12 protein-coding genes are annotated in these 14,972 nt (G+C 69.9%); 10 read left to right on the forward strand and 2 right to left on the reverse strand.

The features are described 5' to 3' along the window. Positions 1-42: 42 nt before the first annotated feature. Both O9255_RS11725 and O9255_RS11730 read right to left on the reverse strand, forming a co-directional pair. A complete protein-coding gene (locus O9255_RS11725) occupies positions 43-2,949 on the reverse strand; it encodes a TonB-dependent receptor (protein WP_297867045.1) in 2,907 nt (968 codons plus the stop codon). Positions 2,950-3,227: 278 nt separating this feature from the next. Further along, positions 3,228-4,163 carry a carbohydrate kinase family protein gene (locus tag O9255_RS11730; RefSeq protein ID WP_297867046.1) on the reverse strand — a complete coding sequence of 312 codons (936 nt, stop codon included), beginning with the start codon at positions 4,161-4,163 and terminating at the stop codon, positions 3,228-3,230. Between the two features lie 185 nt (positions 4,164-4,348). Between O9255_RS11730 and O9255_RS11735 the strand changes: the two genes are divergently transcribed. The 10 genes from O9255_RS11735 (at position 4,349) to lipB (ending at position 14,956) form a co-directional block, all read left to right on the forward strand. Further along, positions 4,349-5,395 (forward strand): rod shape-determining protein, encoded by a 1,047-nt coding sequence (locus O9255_RS11735; RefSeq protein ID WP_297867047.1) that lies wholly within the window; start codon positions 4,349-4,351, stop codon positions 5,393-5,395. A gap of 31 nt (positions 5,396-5,426) precedes the next feature. Continuing rightward, positions 5,427-6,416: a rod shape-determining protein MreC gene (gene mreC / locus O9255_RS11740; RefSeq protein ID WP_297867048.1), complete on the forward strand. Its 990-nt coding sequence runs from the start codon at positions 5,427-5,429 to the stop codon at positions 6,414-6,416. Further along, entirely contained in the window at positions 6,413-6,907 is a 495-nt protein-coding gene (mreD, locus tag O9255_RS11745) for a rod shape-determining protein MreD (RefSeq protein ID WP_297867049.1), read from the forward strand. The genes mreC and mreD overlap by 4 nt, the downstream gene beginning before the upstream one ends. Then, a complete protein-coding gene (gene mrdA, locus O9255_RS11750; protein ID WP_297867050.1) occupies positions 6,904-8,865 on the forward strand; it encodes a penicillin-binding protein 2 in 1,962 nt (653 codons plus the stop codon). The genes mreD and mrdA overlap by 4 nt, the downstream gene beginning before the upstream one ends. Beyond that, complete coding sequence (rodA, locus tag O9255_RS11755) at positions 8,862-9,968, forward strand: rod shape-determining protein RodA (protein ID WP_297867051.1); 1,107 nt, start codon at positions 8,862-8,864, stop codon at positions 9,966-9,968. Before mrdA ends, rodA begins: the two co-directional genes overlap by 4 nt. A 602-nt stretch (positions 9,969-10,570) precedes the next feature. Then, a complete protein-coding gene (mltB, locus tag O9255_RS11760; protein WP_297867052.1) occupies positions 10,571-11,572 on the forward strand; it encodes a lytic murein transglycosylase B in 1,002 nt (333 codons plus the stop codon). Further along, on the forward strand, positions 11,572-12,630 hold the full coding sequence (locus O9255_RS11765) for a septal ring lytic transglycosylase RlpA family protein (RefSeq protein WP_297867053.1): 1,059 nt from the start codon (positions 11,572-11,574) through the stop codon (positions 12,628-12,630). The genes mltB and O9255_RS11765 overlap by 1 nt, the downstream gene beginning before the upstream one ends. A gap of 113 nt (positions 12,631-12,743) precedes the next feature. Next, positions 12,744-13,997, forward strand: coding sequence for a D-alanyl-D-alanine carboxypeptidase family protein (locus O9255_RS11770; RefSeq protein ID WP_297867054.1), 1,254 nt, complete (start codon positions 12,744-12,746; stop codon positions 13,995-13,997). 15 nt (positions 13,998-14,012) lie between these two features. Further along, a complete protein-coding gene (locus O9255_RS11775) occupies positions 14,013-14,291 on the forward strand; it encodes a DUF493 family protein (RefSeq protein ID WP_297867055.1) in 279 nt (92 codons plus the stop codon). Further along, positions 14,279-14,956, forward strand: coding sequence for a lipoyl(octanoyl) transferase LipB (gene lipB, locus O9255_RS11780; protein WP_297867056.1), 678 nt, complete (start codon positions 14,279-14,281; stop codon positions 14,954-14,956). The genes O9255_RS11775 and lipB overlap by 13 nt, the downstream gene beginning before the upstream one ends. Positions 14,957-14,972 lie beyond the last annotated feature (16 nt).

The raw sequence follows: 14,972 nt of genomic DNA on the forward strand, positions 1-14,972 counted from the left end.
GGTCGCCCCGCGCGGTCTTCTTTCACTACGACTGATCGTCGATCAGAACTTCACGGTCGCCGTCGCCCAGTAGTAGCGGCCCACGGTGTCGAACGTGCGCTCATCGGTATTACCGTTGAGCGAGTTGTTCTGGTAAATGATCGGCGGCTGCTTGTCGAACACGTTGTCGACGCCGATCTGGAACTTCGTCTTCCACGACTCGAGGTTATAGCCGACCTGCAGGTTGTGGTAGGTCTGCGAACCGCGATCGAACTGGCAGCCCGGCGTGCCGCCCGCGACGATGGCAAGGCCAAGGTCGGCGCAGACGTTGGTGCGGGTGTTCGGGAAGATCGCGCCGACGCTGAAGCCGCTCACGTAACGCGAGGTCCACTGCGCGTCCCAGTCACCCATCGACCACCCCAGCGAGCCCAGCGAACGGACGCGGCTGTAGTTGCCGAGGCCGCCGTTGGCCGAGGACAGGAAGGTGCCGGCGAGGTACTGCTGCGCGACCACCTGGCCGAGGACGATCGTCTTGACGTCGAACTGCGCGGTGTAGGTCGTGTCCAGCGAGAACTGGAAGCTGCCGAACGCGGTGTCCTCGAGGCGGTACTTCAGGCCGAAGTCCACGCCCTTCGTGTCGGTGCGGCCGACGTTGGCGTTGCGGTCGAACAGGCGGAGGATCTCGCCCGACGCGTTGCGCGAGAACAGGTTGCAGAACTGCCCGTTGTTGAAGCAGTTGTTCAGGATGGTCTGCGTACCGACCGTGCCGATCGTGTCGTTCAGATAGATGCGCCACAGGTCGACCGAGACCGACGCACCCTCCAGCCAGCTCGGATCGTAGATCACGCCGTACGTGAACACCTTGCCTTCTTCCGGCTGCAGGGTCGAGTTGCCGCCCTTGATCGCCGAGAGCTGCGTGTCGGTCTGGTTGAACGTGCCGTCGGTCGGGACGTTCGCGCAAGCGAGGCGCTGCGGGCTGCCGACCGGCGCACCGCGCCAGCGGTTGCAGGGGTCGGAGAAGCTGTCCGACGAAGCCGAATCACCCTGGAACAGGTCGTCGATCGTCGGGGCGCGGAACACCTTGTCGACGGTGCCGCGGACGAGCAGGCCGTCGATCGGACGCCACTCGAGGCCGACCTTCCAGTTGGTCGTGCTGCCGAAGGTCGAGTAATCCGACCAGCGGGCACCGGCGATGGCGTTCAGGCTCTGCGCCAGCGGGGCGTCGGCGAGCAGCGGGAACAGCACTTCGCCGTAGACCTCCGTCACGTCGAACTCGCCGACGGCGCGCGTGGTGCAGGCTTCCGACGAGATGAGGCAGGTGTAGTTGGTGGGGTCGACGACGGCGAGGAAGCTCGGTTCGAACGCCGAGGATTCCTTGCGGTACTCGACGCCGAAAGCACCACCGACGACGCCGGCCGGCAGCTCGAACAGGTCACCCGAGGCGTTGGCGTAGAAGTTCTTCAGCGTCGCGTCGGTCTTGTTGATCGACGGCGACGAAATGCGCGCCAGCGCCGCCTGGTCGGCCGGCGACGACAGGTCGCCGAAGAAGTTGACGGGAGTGCAGTTCGCGATCGGGGCCGCCGGGGTACCGCAGCGGATCACGCCGCCCGCATCGCGGAAAGACGGGCCGAGCGCGCTGGCCAGCGCCGGGGTGAACAGGTAGCCGGTCGACAGGCCGCTCTGCTCGAGCTTGCCGTAGGTCATGCCGACGTCGTACGACCACGAGCTGTCGCCGATCGCGCCTTCGAAGCCGGTCGAGATCTGCGTCACGTCCGTGTTGAAGGAGAAGCGGCGGTTGCCGATGGCCGACAGGCGCAGGCGCAGGTCGTTGCCGACGAGCCCGCCGGTCAGGCCCGCGAAGGGCCAGAACACGCTGTTCGGGGAGATCGTCACTTCGTCCTGGCCCGGGCGGGCGTCGAACGGCAGCGGGGCGATCTGGCCGTAGGCGCGGGTGCTCTGGTTGTAGAGCTCGGCGTAGGCCGTGACGTTGTCATTGATGTTGAAGCGGCCGGAGAAGAACGCGCCGGCGCGCTCCTGCGGCGTCAGCTGCAGGTTGCCGACGGCCTGGTAGTTGAACAGGTCGGTGGCGTTGTTGAAGCAACGGAAGTCGGACCACTGCGTGCCGGGGCGGCCGGCGATGCGGGTCAGCGCGACGGTGGCGCCGGTGCCGGCGCAGTTGATGCCGTTCGCGGCGGCGTTGGTGCGAGGCACCGAATAGCGGCCCGTGGTGGTGCGGCTCGAGCCGCCGACGGTGACCGTGCCGGAGTACAGGGTCAGGGCGTTGCGCGAGTACTCGCGGTCGGCGGCCAGAACCTCGCGCTGGTCGTTGTAGTTCAGGTTGAGCAGCACGTTGCCGCGCTCGCCGGACCAGCCGTAGGTCACGTTGCCGGTCGTGCGCTCGGCGTCACCTTCGCTCGACTGGCCGTAGCCGACCGACAGCTCGCCGCCGTCGAAATCGCGCTTCAGGATGAAGTTGACGACGCCGCCGATGGCGTCGGTGCCGTAGATGGCCGAGGCGCCGCCCTTCAGGACTTCGACGCGCGCGATGGCGGCCATCGGGATCGAGTTGATGTCGTTGTAGACCATCCGACGGCCGTTGAGCAGCGTCAGCGTGCGCTCGTCACCGATGCCGCGCAGCGAGACGGTGGCCTCGCCGGTGCCGCCGCCGTTGTTCACGGAGGGGTTGGTCGCCGCGCCCGAGATGGCGGGGATGTCCTGCAGGAAGTCGCCGATCGTCGCCGCACCGGTGCGGTCGATGGCAGCGGCGTCGATGGTGAAGACCGGAGTCGCGGTCTCGGCGTCGACGCGGCGGATGCGGCTACCGGTCACGACGACGGCGTCGAGGGTCTGGGCTTCTTCGCCGGCGGGGGCGGTCTGCGCGAAGGTCGGGGCGCCGATGGCGGCGGTGCTGGCGATGCCGAGCACCAACGCGCGCTGAACGCTTGCGGCGAGCGGATTACGTTGCGTCATGGGGTTGTAGTCCTTGCTGGTCGATCATGAAGGAGGCTGGCTGACGAGACGCTGCCGCGTCGACGCCCGGTCAAAAGGCTGTGCGGGCCGTGTGACCAGCGACAACGTTTAATACTTCCTTCACTTCAAGTCCAGTGCCGCCCCGCGAGGAGCGCCCGCGATGCTCGCGCCGCGTGCCAAGTGGTTGATTGAAAAGAAAACACCCGCCGGGGAAGGCGGGTGTCGACGGGCTTGTCAAGGGGGCGCGTACCGGCCGCTCGCGCGGCGGCAGCGGGCCGTCAGAGCGCGTAGCCGAACTGCTGGCGGAACTGCTCGGCGAACTGGGCGTAGTCGAAGCGCTGGTTCTGCGGGCCCAGGTGCTCGATCTTCAGGGCGCCCATCAGGCTGGCGATGCGGCCGGTGGTGGCCAGGTCCAGGCCGTTCATGAAGCCGAAGATCAGGCCGGCCCGGTAGGCGTCGCCGCAGCCGGTGGGGTCCACGACCCGCATGGCGGTGGCCGAGGGGATGTGGATCATGCCGTCCGGGGTGTGGACCTCGGAGCCCTTCGGGCCGCGGGTGATGAAGTAGGCCTTCACCTTGCTGGCGATGACCTCGGCCGACCACCCGGTGCGCTCCTGCAACAGGCTCGACTCGTAGTCGTTGACCGTCACGTAGGTCGCCTGGTCGATCATCCGGCGCAGTTCCTCGCCGTTGTAGAGCGGCATGGCCTGGCCGGGGTCGAAGATGAAGGGGATGCCGCACTCGGCGAACTCGGTGCAGTTCTGCAGCATGGCCTCGTAGCCATCCGGCCCGACGATGCCGAAACCCACGCCCGGCACGTCGCGCACGTGGTTCTCGTAGCTGCGCATCATGGCCCCGGGATGGAAGGCGGTGATCTGGTTGTCGTCGAGATCGGTGGTGATGAAGGCCTGTGCCGTATAGAGGTCGGCGATCTCCTTCACATGGGTCAGGGGGATGCCCAGATCGCTGAAGTGGGCCCGGTAGGGGGCGAAATCGGCGCCCACGGTGGCCATGGGCAGCGGTTTGCCGCCGAGCAGATGCAGGTTGTAGGCGATGTTGCCGGCGCAGCCGCCGAACTCGCGGCGCATCCGCGGGACGAGGAACGACACATTCAGGATGTGCACCTTGTCCGGCAGGATGTGGTTCTTGAACTGGTCCTGGAACACCATGATGGTGTCGTAGGCCAGCGAGCCGCAGATCAGGGCAGCAGTCATCGGATCGGTCCTCAGGGGTCGTCGTAAGCGCGCCCCGGCCGGATGACGGGTGCCGCGCGGTGCCCGGTGGCGGCCGGGCGGGCCGCGAAGGATACCCGCATTAACGGGCTTTTTCCTTGTGGGGCAGGGTGCGCGGTTGCTACCCTTGTCCGCTTGTTTCCAGCGACTTTCCGGCCCGATCCCCGATGTTCAAGAAGCTCCGCGGTCTGTTCTCCAACGACCTGTCGATCGACCTCGGCACGGCCAATACCCTGATCTACGTCCGCGGGCAGGGCATCGTCCTCAACGAGCCCTCCGTCGTCGCCGTCCGCCAGGACCGCGGCGTGGGCTCGGCCAAGTCGGTGGCGGCCGTCGGCGCCGAGGCCAAGCGCATGCTGGGCCGCACGCCGGGCAACATCATGACCATCCGGCCGATGAAGGACGGCGTGATCGCCGACTTCACCTATACGGAAGAAATGCTCAAGCACTTCATCCGCAAGGTGCACACCAGCCGCCTGCTGCGCCCCAGCCCGCGCGTGCTGATCTGCGTGCCCTGCGGCTCGACCCAGGTCGAGCGCCGCGCCATCAAGGAGTCGGCCCTCGAGGCCGGCGCCCGCGATGTCTTCCTTATCGAAGAGCCCATGGCCGCCGCGATCGGCGCCGGCATCCCGGTGGGCGAGGCCTCGGGTTCGATGGTCATCGACGTCGGCGGCGGCACCACCGAAGTGGCGGTGATCTCCCTCAACGGCATCGTCTACGCGCAGTCGGTGCGCATCGGCGGCGACCGCTTCGACGAGGGCATCATCAACTACGTGCGCCGCAACCACGGCACGCTGATCGGCGAAGCCACGGCCGAGCGCATCAAGCTGGAGATCGGCTGCGCCTACCCGCAGAAGGAGGCCCGCTCGATGGAGGTCTCCGGACGCAACCTCGCCGAGGGCGTGCCGCGCAACATCACCATCACCTCGGCCGAAGTGCTGGAAGCCCTGCACGAGCCGCTGTCCGGCATCGTCACCGCGGTGAAGCAGGCGCTGGAGCAGACCCCGCCGGAACTCTGCGCCGACGTGGCCGAGCGCGGCATCGTGCTCACCGGCGGCGGTGCGCTGCTGAAGGACCTCGACAAGCTGCTGTCCGAAGAGACCGGCCTCTCGGTGCACGTGGCCGACGACCCGCTCACCTGCGTCGCCCGCGGTGGTGGCCGTGCGCTCGAGCTGGTCGACATGACCGGCAACGAGTTCTTCTCGCCGGAGTGAACCCCGGCACGCCGACGACCGCCCGGCACCCGTGATCCACTCCGGCTCGCCATCGCCGAAACTTTCGGAAGCGGCCGCCGGCACGCTGCCGCTGTTGGCCTGCATCACCCTCTCCGCCGTGCTGATGGTGGCCGACCATCGCGGTGACCTTTCGCCGAAGGTGCGCGCCGCGCTGTCCACGGCGGTCGAGCCGGTCTGGCGTTTCGCCGCCCTGCCGGCCGCGCTGTGGCGGTGGGCCGACACGGCGCTGAGCCGCCAGCAGGTGCTGGCCGACGAGACCATCACCCTGCGCCGCGAGCTGCAGCTGCGCGATGCGCAACTGGCACGCCTCGAGGCGGTCGCCCGCGAAAACCAGCGCCTGCGCGCCTTGCTCGGGGGCACCGGCGATTTCCGCCTGGCCGTACAGATGGCCGGCATCGTCGACGTGGACCTCGACCCATGGCGCCAGCGCGTCCGGCTCGACCGCGGCAGTGCCGAGGGCGTCGAGGTGGGCCAGGCCGTGATCGACGCCGGCGGCATGCTGGGGCAGGTGGTGCAGGTGTCCGAGCATGGCGCGACGGCCCTGCTGCTCACCGACGCCAGCCATTCGGTGCCGGTGCAGGTGGTGCGCACCGGCTTGCGCCTCGTCGCCGTCGGCACCGGTCGAAGCGACAGCCTGCGCGTGCCGAACATTCCGCAGTCGGCCGACATCCGCGCGGGCGACCTGTTGGTCACGTCGGGCATCGGCGGTCGCTTTCCCGCCGGTTTCGCGGTGGGCACGGTGCGGGCCGTGGGACCGGAAGACACCCGTCTGTTCCTCGTGGCTGAAGTGACGCCCGCCGCCCAGCTCGATCGCGGCCTCGAAGTCCTGCTGGTGATGCGGGGCGAGATCGACATCGACGTGGGGCCGCCGATCCCGGAGGGCTACCGTGATCCCGAACCGGGCGCGTCGGAGACGCCTCCCGCGGCGCCGGTGATCCCGTCCACGCCGTCGGCTGACGCCCCGGCGCCAGCGCCAACGGCACCGGAGGCGCGCGAATGAATCGCGACACGCCCGTCTGGCTCCGGCTGGGCAGCCTCGCCTTCGGCCTGCTGTTCCTCGTACTGCCGCTGCCAGCGCCCTTCGACACGCTGCGTCCGCACCTGCTGGCGCTGGCGCTGGTGTATTGGGCGCTGGAGTCGCCGGGCCGCGGCGGCATGGCGCTGGCCTGGGTCGCCGGCCTGTTGGCCGACGTGGTGGCCGGCACGCTGCTGGGCGAGCAGGCGCTGCGCATGGCCGTGCTGGTGTTCCTGGTGCAGCGCTTCCGCGCGCAGTTGCGCTTCTTCCCGCTGTGGCAGCAGTCGGCGGCGGTGGGCCTGCTGCTGGTCAACGACTTCGCCCTGATGGCCTCGATCCGTCTGATCGCCGGGGCCGGCCTGCCCGGCTGGGGGCCGGCGCTGGCGCCGCTGGTCGGGCTGGTGGTGTGGCCCTGGGGCTTCCTGCTGCTGGATTCGCTGCGCCTGCGGCATCGCGAGCGGGCCGGCGGCCGATGAGGCGGTGGCGCGCCCGTCCCGTCCGCAATGCCGCGGCCGAAGGCGAGCAGTTCCGCCGCCGCGCCCTGCTCGCGGCTGTCGGTGTCGCCTCGGCCCTCGGCGCCCTCGCGCTGGGCTACGGCCGGCTGCAGATCCAGCAGCACGAGGAGTACGCCACGCGCTCCGAGGAAAACCGCATCCGGCTCGATCCCATCGTGCCGGCGCGTGGCCTCGTCTACGACCGCAACGGCGTGCTGCTGGCCGACAACGCGCCCGCCTACCGGCTCGACATCGTTCCCGAGCGCGTCGAGGACATGCCACAGCTGCTGGCCGCGCTGCGCGAGCGCGTCGCGCTGTCCGAGGATGAACTCCGCCGCTTCGATAACGCCCGCAAGGGCTCGCGGCGCTTCAAGCCAATCGCCTTGAAGCTGCGCCTCTCCGAAGAAGAGATCGCTCGGCTCGCCGTCGACCGTCACCGCTTCCCCGGCGTCGAGGTGGTGCCCTACCTGACGCGGCGCTACCCCTTCGGCGAACTCACGGCGCACATCGTCGGCTACGTCGGGCGCATCGACCAGGATGACGTCGATGCCTTGGAGGCGCGCGGTGAGTCGCGCTTCGCGGCGCTGCCGCACATCGGCAAGACCGGCCTGGAGCGCTACTACGAGAGCCGGCTGCGCGGCGACGTCGGCTACCAGGAGGTCGAGACGAATGTCGAGAACCGCCCGCTGCGCGTGCTGCGCCGGCACGACGCGAAGCCCGGCGCCGACCTGCACCTGAGCATCGATATCGCCCTGCAGAAGGCCATGGTCGAAGCTTTCGAGGGCAAGCATGGCGCGGCGATCGCGATCGATCCCAAGACCGGCGAGATCCTCGCCATGGTCAGCCTGCCGAGCTACGACCCGAACCTGTTCGTCGGCGGCATTTCCTTCGACGACTACCGTCGGCTCAACGAGGACGTGGCCCGTCCGCTTTTCAACCGCAATGTCCTTGGCGGTTTTCCGCCGGGCTCGACGCTGAAGCCCTTCATGGCGCTGGCGGGCTTGGACGAAGGCTTGATCACCCCAGAGACCACCGTGTTCTCCAGTGGCGCCTACCGGTTGCCGGGCCAGGCGCGCGAGTACCGCGATTGGCGCCCGGGCGGCCACGGCACGATCAACCTGCGCGAGTCGCTGGCGCAGTCGGTCAACACCTACTACTTCGACCTGGCCATGAAGCTGGGCATCGACCGGATCAGCACCGATTTCGATCGCATGGGCTTCGGCAAGCCGACGGGCATCGACCTCACCGGCGAAGCCTCAGGGGTATTGCCCAGCCGCGAGTGGAAGCAGCGCCGCTTCAGGCAGGTCTGGTACCCCGGCGAGACGGTGATCGCCGGCATCGGGCAGGGCTACTGGGTGGTGACGCCGCTGCAACTGGCGCAAGGCACGGCGATGCTGGCCGGCGACGGACAACTGCGACGCCCACACCTCGTCCGAGCGACGCAGGCCGGCTTCGGCGCACCCCGTCTGCCCGAGCCGCAGCCGGCGCCGCTGCCGGTGGTCCACGATCCGGCGCACCTCGCAGCGGTCCGCGACGGCCTCGTCGCCACCATGCACGGGCCGACCGGTTCGGGCGCTCGTGCCGCCGTCGGCGCGCATTACCTGATGGCGGGCAAGACCGGCACGGCCCAGCGGGTGAGCCGGCAGGGCACCGAGCGCCTCGACCCCAACAAGCTGCCCTATCACCTTCGCCACCAGGCCCTGTTCGTCGGATATGCGCCCGCCGAGGCGCCCACCATCGCCGTGGCCTTGGTCGTTGAACACGGCGGATCGGGCTCGCTGGCGGCTGCGCCGGTGGCCCGACGCATCTTCGATGCCTGGATCGGCCCGCCGCCGGCGGCCCCACCGACGTTGCCAGCGGAGGCTCCCGGGGCGACGGCGGCGCCGACGCCCGCCGAACCCGCCGTGCTCCCGCCCGCCGCCCCGGAGTCGCGCGAATGAACGTACTCGTGCGCGTCTTCAGCGCCTTCGCCTGGCGTTGGCTCGACAAGGTGGATCTGCCGCTGCTGCTCGGGCTCTGCGCCATCATGGCCATCAGCCTCGTCGTGCAGGCCAGTGCGGGCGGCGACGTCGATTCGGTCGTGAAGCAGGCCGCGCGCTTCGCCGTCGGCCTCGGTGCCCTGCTGATGCTGTCGCGCCTCGCGCCGTCCACCCTGCGGCAATGGACGCCGTTGGCCTACCTCGCCAGCCTCGTGCTGCTGGGCCTGGTGTTCGCCGTCGGCACGGGCCGCAGCGCGAACCTGTGGATCGACCTCAAGGTGTTCTATCTGCAGCCCGGCGAACTGCTGAAACTCAGCGTGCCGATGATGGTGGCCTGGTTCCTCCACCAGGCCCACCTGCCGCCGCAGTGGCGCACGCTGGGCATCACCGCCGTGATCATCGGCTTGCCGGTCGGCCTCACCATCCTGCAGCCCGACTTCGGTACGGGCCTGCTGGTCGGGGCCTCGGGCGTGTTCGCCGTCTTCCTCGCCGGCATCGCCTGGTGGCGTATCGGGCTGTTCGCCGGCCTTGGCCTCGCCGCGCTGCCGGTGGGCTGGCAGTTCCTGATGCCCTACCAGCGCGACCGCATCCTCACCTTCCTTGACCCGGAATCCGACCCGCTCGGCACCGGCTGGAACATCATCCAGTCGAAGATCGCCATCGGCTCCGGCGGCGCGACGGGCAAGGGCTGGGGGCAGGGCACCCAAGCCCACCTCGATTTCCTGCCCGAGCACACCACGGATTTCGTGTTCTCCGTGTTCTCGGAGGAATTCGGCTGGCTCGGCGTGCTGGTGCTGCTGGCGCTGTACTTCTTCGTCGTGGCGCGCTCCCTGTGGCTGGCCTCGCAGGCCCGCGACACCTACGGCCGCCTGCTGGCCGGCGCGTTGGCGCTGACCTTCTCCGTCTACGTGATCGTGAATGCCGGCATGGTGGCGGGCTTCCTGCCGGTCGTGGGCGTGCCGATGCCGTTGCTGAGCTACGGCGGCACGTCGGCGGTATCGCTGTTGGCCGGCTTCGGCATGGTGATGGCGGCGGGTGCGCACCGGCGGACGTGGGGCGGCTGAGCAGAGCCGCTGCGAGCGCTCGCGCACGGTGCCACGGCCGGCATGCGAGGCTGGCCCGCCCCGTCACCTTCCCGATGGTCTGCCCGGCGGCCCGCTCGAAGGGTACGTCCGTGTACCTCGAGCGGCGGCGCATCCATGCGCCGCCCTCCGGGCTATCGCCTGGGCACCGCGTCGGGGCTCCTTATTCGCCTCGCATGCCGGTCGTGGCGCTGGCGCGGCGCTCCACCACCCACTCCGCGACCCCTAGCACGTGCAAGCAACTCGCGAGATGGCTGACGTGTCGCAAGCCTTCAAACTTGCGGAGAACTCGCGACCTTGCGCGGAGCGGCCCGCGTGCGGCGAATCAGGAGCCCCGGCGCGCTGTTGAGGGGCAAGCCCCGAAGGGGTCGCGCAGGGATGCGCGATCGGCTCAAGGGGCAGGAGCCCCCTTTGGGCCGACCGCCGGAAATCTCGCCGAGAAGGTCATGGGGCGGGCCAGCCTCGCGCCGCTGGCTTTGCGCGTGGACTCTGCGGGCTTTCCTCGCGCGGCTCGCATGCGGCTGCATGGTAAATTCCGCAACACAGCGCGACCTTCGTCGCGCGGATGTCCCGGCCTGATCCCGATGCGTTTCGCCCTGCTGTCCGCCGCGCTGCTCGCGGCCCTCGCCCTCCCGGCTTCGGCCGCCGAGACCGACCCTGCGGCGAAGGCGGCCTTCATCGCCGAAGCCACTGCCAAGTACGGGCTCACCGACGCCGAGATCGAGGGCTGGCTGGCGAAGGCCACCTACCAGCAGAGCATCGTCAATGCGATGTCGCGTCCGGCCGAGCGCGTGAGGCCGTGGAAGGACTACCGGCCGATCTTCATCACCGACGCCCGCATTGCCGGCGGCCAGCGCTTCCTCGCCGAGCACCGCGAGGCGCTGCAGAAGGTCGAGGACGAGACCGGCGTGCCGAAGCAGTACATCGTCGCGATCATCGGCGTCGAGACCGCCTACGGCCGCATCACCGGCAGCTTCGAGGTGCTGGATGCGCTGTACACGCTGGGCTTCCACTACCCGAAGCTCGGCAACCCGGAGCGCGAGGCCATGCGCGGCGCGTTCTTCCGCGACGAGCTGGCGCAGTCGCTGCTGCTCGCGCGCGAGGAAGGCATCGACATCCCGGCGCAGAAGGGCAGCTATGCCGGCGCGATGGGCTGGGGCCAGTTCATGCCGTCCAGCTACCGCGCCTACGCGAAGGACGGCGACGGCGATGGCAAGCGCGATCTCTTCGGCTCGCTGCCGGACGTGTTCGCCTCGATCGCCAACTACTTCATCGCGCACGGCTGGGAGAAGGGCAGCCCCGTCGTCGCGCGCGCCACCGCGAACGAGGGCGCGGCCTTCGCGCCGCCCGACCTCGAGCCGCGCTACGGCCTCGCCGAACTCGGCGAGAAGGGCTTCCGCCCGGCCGAGGCACAGGGCCATGACGCGCCGGCCACGCTGGTGACGCTGGAGGGCGCGGAAGGCACGGAGCACTGGCTGGGCTTCCGCAACTTCTACGTGATCACCCGCTACAACCGTTCGCCGATGTACGCCTTGGCCGTGCACCAGCTGGCCGACGAAATCATCGCGGGCGACGCCGCCCCGTGATGTCGCGCGTCGCCGGCCTCGTCGTCGCCTCGCTGCTGCTCGCGGCCTGCGGCAGTGCCCCGAAGCCGCGCCCCGACCCGTATGCCGGGGAGGCGGGAAGCCGCGTGCGTCCGCTACCTGATCGCGGCGCCGCCAGCGTCGATGCGCTGCCGCCGGCGCCGAACTGCGTGCCGCCGCGCGAGCACGACGAATCGCTGTACACCGCCGGTGGCCTGTACGCGCCGGGCGTGGCCGACAGCGCGCCGCCCGTGGCCATCGACGTGTCGAACATCCCCGAGCCGGTGCCGCGCCGCGAGCCGAAGTCGCGCTACGGCAACCGCGAGACCTACAGCGTGCTCGGCCGCACCTACCGCGTGATGGATTCGGCGGAAGGCTACAAGGAGCGCGGGATCGCCAGCTGGTACGGCTACAAGTTCCACGGCCGCCACACCTCCAGCCGCGAGCGCTACGACATGTGCGCGTTCACGGCCGCGCACAAGACGCTGCCGTTGCCGAGCTACGTGCGAGTCACCAACCTCGACAACGGCCGCAGCGTCGTCGTCCGCGTCAACGATCGCGGCCCCTTCCATGCCGGGCGCATCATCGACATGAGCTACGCCGCGGCCACGCGCCTCGACATGAAGCGCTCCGGCACCGCCCGCGTTGAAGTCGAGGCGCTGATGGGCCCGGACGACACCCGCTTCGCCGATGCCGTGCCGCCCACGCCGGCACGACCCGCCCCGCCGCCGCGTGCCGCCGCGCCCGTGCCGGCCAACCGCTGGCGCGGCCCGGTGCCCCCGGCCGCGGACCGCCCGCTCGCGCCGCCCACCCCGATGGGCATCGGCCCGCAGGTCGTGCAGGTGGGCAGCTTCGGCGACCGCATGAATGCCGAACGGCTGGTGCAGCGCCTCGCCGAGGCCGGCCTCGCCGGCGCCGAACTCGACCACGCCATCGTCGGCGAGCGCAGCGTCTGGCGCGTGCGCTTCCCGGCGCAGGCCGTGGAGGCGGCGCAGGCGCTGGCGGCCCGCATCCTCGACAGCGGCTTGGCCACGCCACGGCTGTTCGGCGCGGAGCCTTGAAACTGCCGCTCTTCCGCCGCATTCCGGCCCGCGATTCAGCCGCTGCGCCGTAACCTTCCACTCTTTCCACGCGCGGCCACCGCGCGCCCAGCACTCCGGAGTCCCGTCGTCCCATGCGTCGCCCGTCCCTGCTCGCGCTTCCCCTGATCGTCGCTGCCACGTTCGCCGTCGCCCAGACGCCCACGCCGCAGCCGGTGCCCCAGCCCGCGGCCGCCCCGGTGCCGCAGCCGAGCGCGCCGGTTCCGGCCGCTGTCCCCGTGGCGATTCCGCCGGCGCCGGCATCGCAGGGCGCGGCCTGGATCCTGATGGACGCGACAAGTGGCCAGGTGCTCGCCGGCCAGAACATCGACACCCCGCGCGCGCCGGCCTCGATGACCAAGGTGATGACCGCCTACGTCGTCGCTGCCGAGCTGGCCGCTGGCCGCATCAAGAAGGACGACCAGGTGCTGATCTCCGAGCGCGCCTGGCGCGAAGGCGGTGCCGGCACCGCGGGCAGCTATTCCGGTTTCGACGTGAACACCCGTGCGCAGCTGGATGCCGTGCTCACCGGCATGGTCGTGCAGAGCGGCAACGACGCCTCGATCGCGATGGCCGAGCACGTGGCCGGCACGCAGGAGGCCTTCGCCGACTTGATGAACAGCTATGCCGCGAAGATCGGCATGACGAACAGCCGTTTCGTCAACGCCCACGGCCTCGACGCCGAAGGCCAGGTGGTGAGCGCGCGAGACATGGCCCTGCTGGCCCGCGCGATGATCCGCGACTTCCCCGAGGCGTATGCGCTGCACTCGCTGAAGGAATTCACCTGGAACGGCATCACCCAGCACAACCGCAACGGCCTGCTGTGGAAGGATCCGAGCGTCGACGGCATCAAGACCGGCCACACCAACAGCGCCGGCTACAACCTCGCGGCTTCGGCCAAGCGCGGCGACATGCGCCTGATCTCGGTGGTCATGGGCATCGAGACCGACTCGCGCGCCGATGCCTTCCGCATCCGCGAAGGCGACAACCTCGCGCTGCTGAACTGGGGATTCCGCTTCTACGAGACCCACGCACTGTTCGGCGGCAGCGCCGCGCTGGCGACCCAGCCGCTGTTCAAGGGCGAAACGGAGACCGTCGAACTCGGCGTCACCACGCCGGTGCTGGTCACGCTGCCGCGCGGCCGCTACGGCGACCTCAAGCCGCAGATCGACGTGCCGAAGCAGATCGTCGCGCCCATCACGCAGGGCCAGGCCATCGGCACGGTGCGCGTGATGCTCGACGGCAAGGAAGTGGCCTCGGCGCCGCTGGTGGCGCTGAAGCCGGTGGCCGAAGCCGGCTTCCTCGGCCGCATGTACGATGAATTCCTGATGTGGTGGAACGCCGAGTAATCGGCCGGAGCGCGCATGTCGATCACCTCCGACAACCCCGAACACGGCCTGCAGTTCCCGGGCACCTTCGAGATCAGCGCGATGGGCGCGGCGGGCGCTGGGCTCGACGTGAAGATGGCTGACGCGCTGGAGGCCGCCGGCTTCGTCGTGCATCGCGAGCGCCAGCGCAGCCGGCCTTCCGCCAAGGGCAACTGGGTGTCCGTCACCTACGCCTTCGACGCCGCGACGCGCGCCGACTACGAGAAAGCCCACGAGACCCTTCGCGCCCTGCCCGAAGTGAAGTGGACGCTCTGACGCCGGTGCGCGTCCGCTGGCTCGGCCGGCAGGCCTATGCGCCGGTGTGGCGCGCCATGCAGGCGCTCACCGACCAGCGCGGCGCCGACACGGTCGACGAACTCTGGCTGGTCGAACACGACCCGGTCTTCACGCTCGGCCAGGCCGGCAAGCCCGAGCACGTGCTGGCGGCCGGCGACATCCCGGTGATTCCCGTCGATCGCGGCGGCCAGGTGACCTACCACGGCCCCGGCCAGCTGGTGGCCTATCCGCTGGTCGACCTGCGGCGGCTCGGTATCGGCGTGAAGGCGCTGGTCGAGCGCATCGAGCAGGCCATCATCGACACCTGCGCCACCTACGGCTTCGCCGCCTTCCGCAAGGACGGTGCGCCCGGCGTGTACACGTCGGATGGAGCGAAGATCGCGGCCCTGGGCCTGCGCGTGCGGCGTGGATGCAGCTTCCACGGCCTGGCGTTCAACATCGCGATGGACCTCGAACCCTTCCAGCGCATCAACCCCTGCGGTTACGCCGGGCAGCCCGTGACCACGCTGCTAGACTGCGGTGGCCCCGGTGAGCTGCGCCTTGTGGCCGACGTGCTGGTGCCCCATCTCTGCCGACAGCTCGGCCTTGCCGCCGAGTGGCGCGACGACCCGCCGGACCTCGGCGCGGCGCCCGCCGGCCCCTGACGACGCGAACCGAACC

This window comes from Silanimonas sp. (assembly GCF_027530345.1).
GTDB lineage: Bacteria > Pseudomonadota > Gammaproteobacteria > Xanthomonadales > Xanthomonadaceae > Silanimonas.

Excerpts from the sequence above, each read along its gene's own strand:
- rodA (WP_297867051.1), top strand. The coding sequence starts at position 8,862 with ATGAACGTACTCGTGCGCGTCTTCAGCGCCTTCGCCTGGCGTTGGCTC.
- O9255_RS11735 (WP_297867047.1), top strand. The coding sequence starts at position 4,349 with ATGTTCAAGAAGCTCCGCGGTCTGTTCTCCAACGACCTGTCGATCGAC.
- mreD (WP_297867049.1), top strand. The coding sequence starts at position 6,413 with ATGAATCGCGACACGCCCGTCTGGCTCCGGCTGGGCAGCCTCGCCTTC.
- O9255_RS11775 (WP_297867055.1), top strand. The coding sequence starts at position 14,013 with ATGTCGATCACCTCCGACAACCCCGAACACGGCCTGCAGTTCCCGGGC.
- O9255_RS11725 (WP_297867045.1), bottom strand. The coding sequence starts at position 2,949 with ATGACGCAACGTAATCCGCTCGCCGCAAGCGTTCAGCGCGCGTTGGTG.
- O9255_RS11765 (WP_297867053.1), top strand. The coding sequence starts at position 11,572 with ATGTCGCGCGTCGCCGGCCTCGTCGTCGCCTCGCTGCTGCTCGCGGCC.
- O9255_RS11770 (WP_297867054.1), top strand. The coding sequence starts at position 12,744 with ATGCGTCGCCCGTCCCTGCTCGCGCTTCCCCTGATCGTCGCTGCCACG.
- mltB (WP_297867052.1), top strand. The coding sequence starts at position 10,571 with ATGCGTTTCGCCCTGCTGTCCGCCGCGCTGCTCGCGGCCCTCGCCCTC.
- mrdA (WP_297867050.1), top strand. The coding sequence starts at position 6,904 with ATGAGGCGGTGGCGCGCCCGTCCCGTCCGCAATGCCGCGGCCGAAGGC.
- O9255_RS11730 (WP_297867046.1), bottom strand. The coding sequence starts at position 4,163 with ATGACTGCTGCCCTGATCTGCGGCTCGCTGGCCTACGACACCATCATG.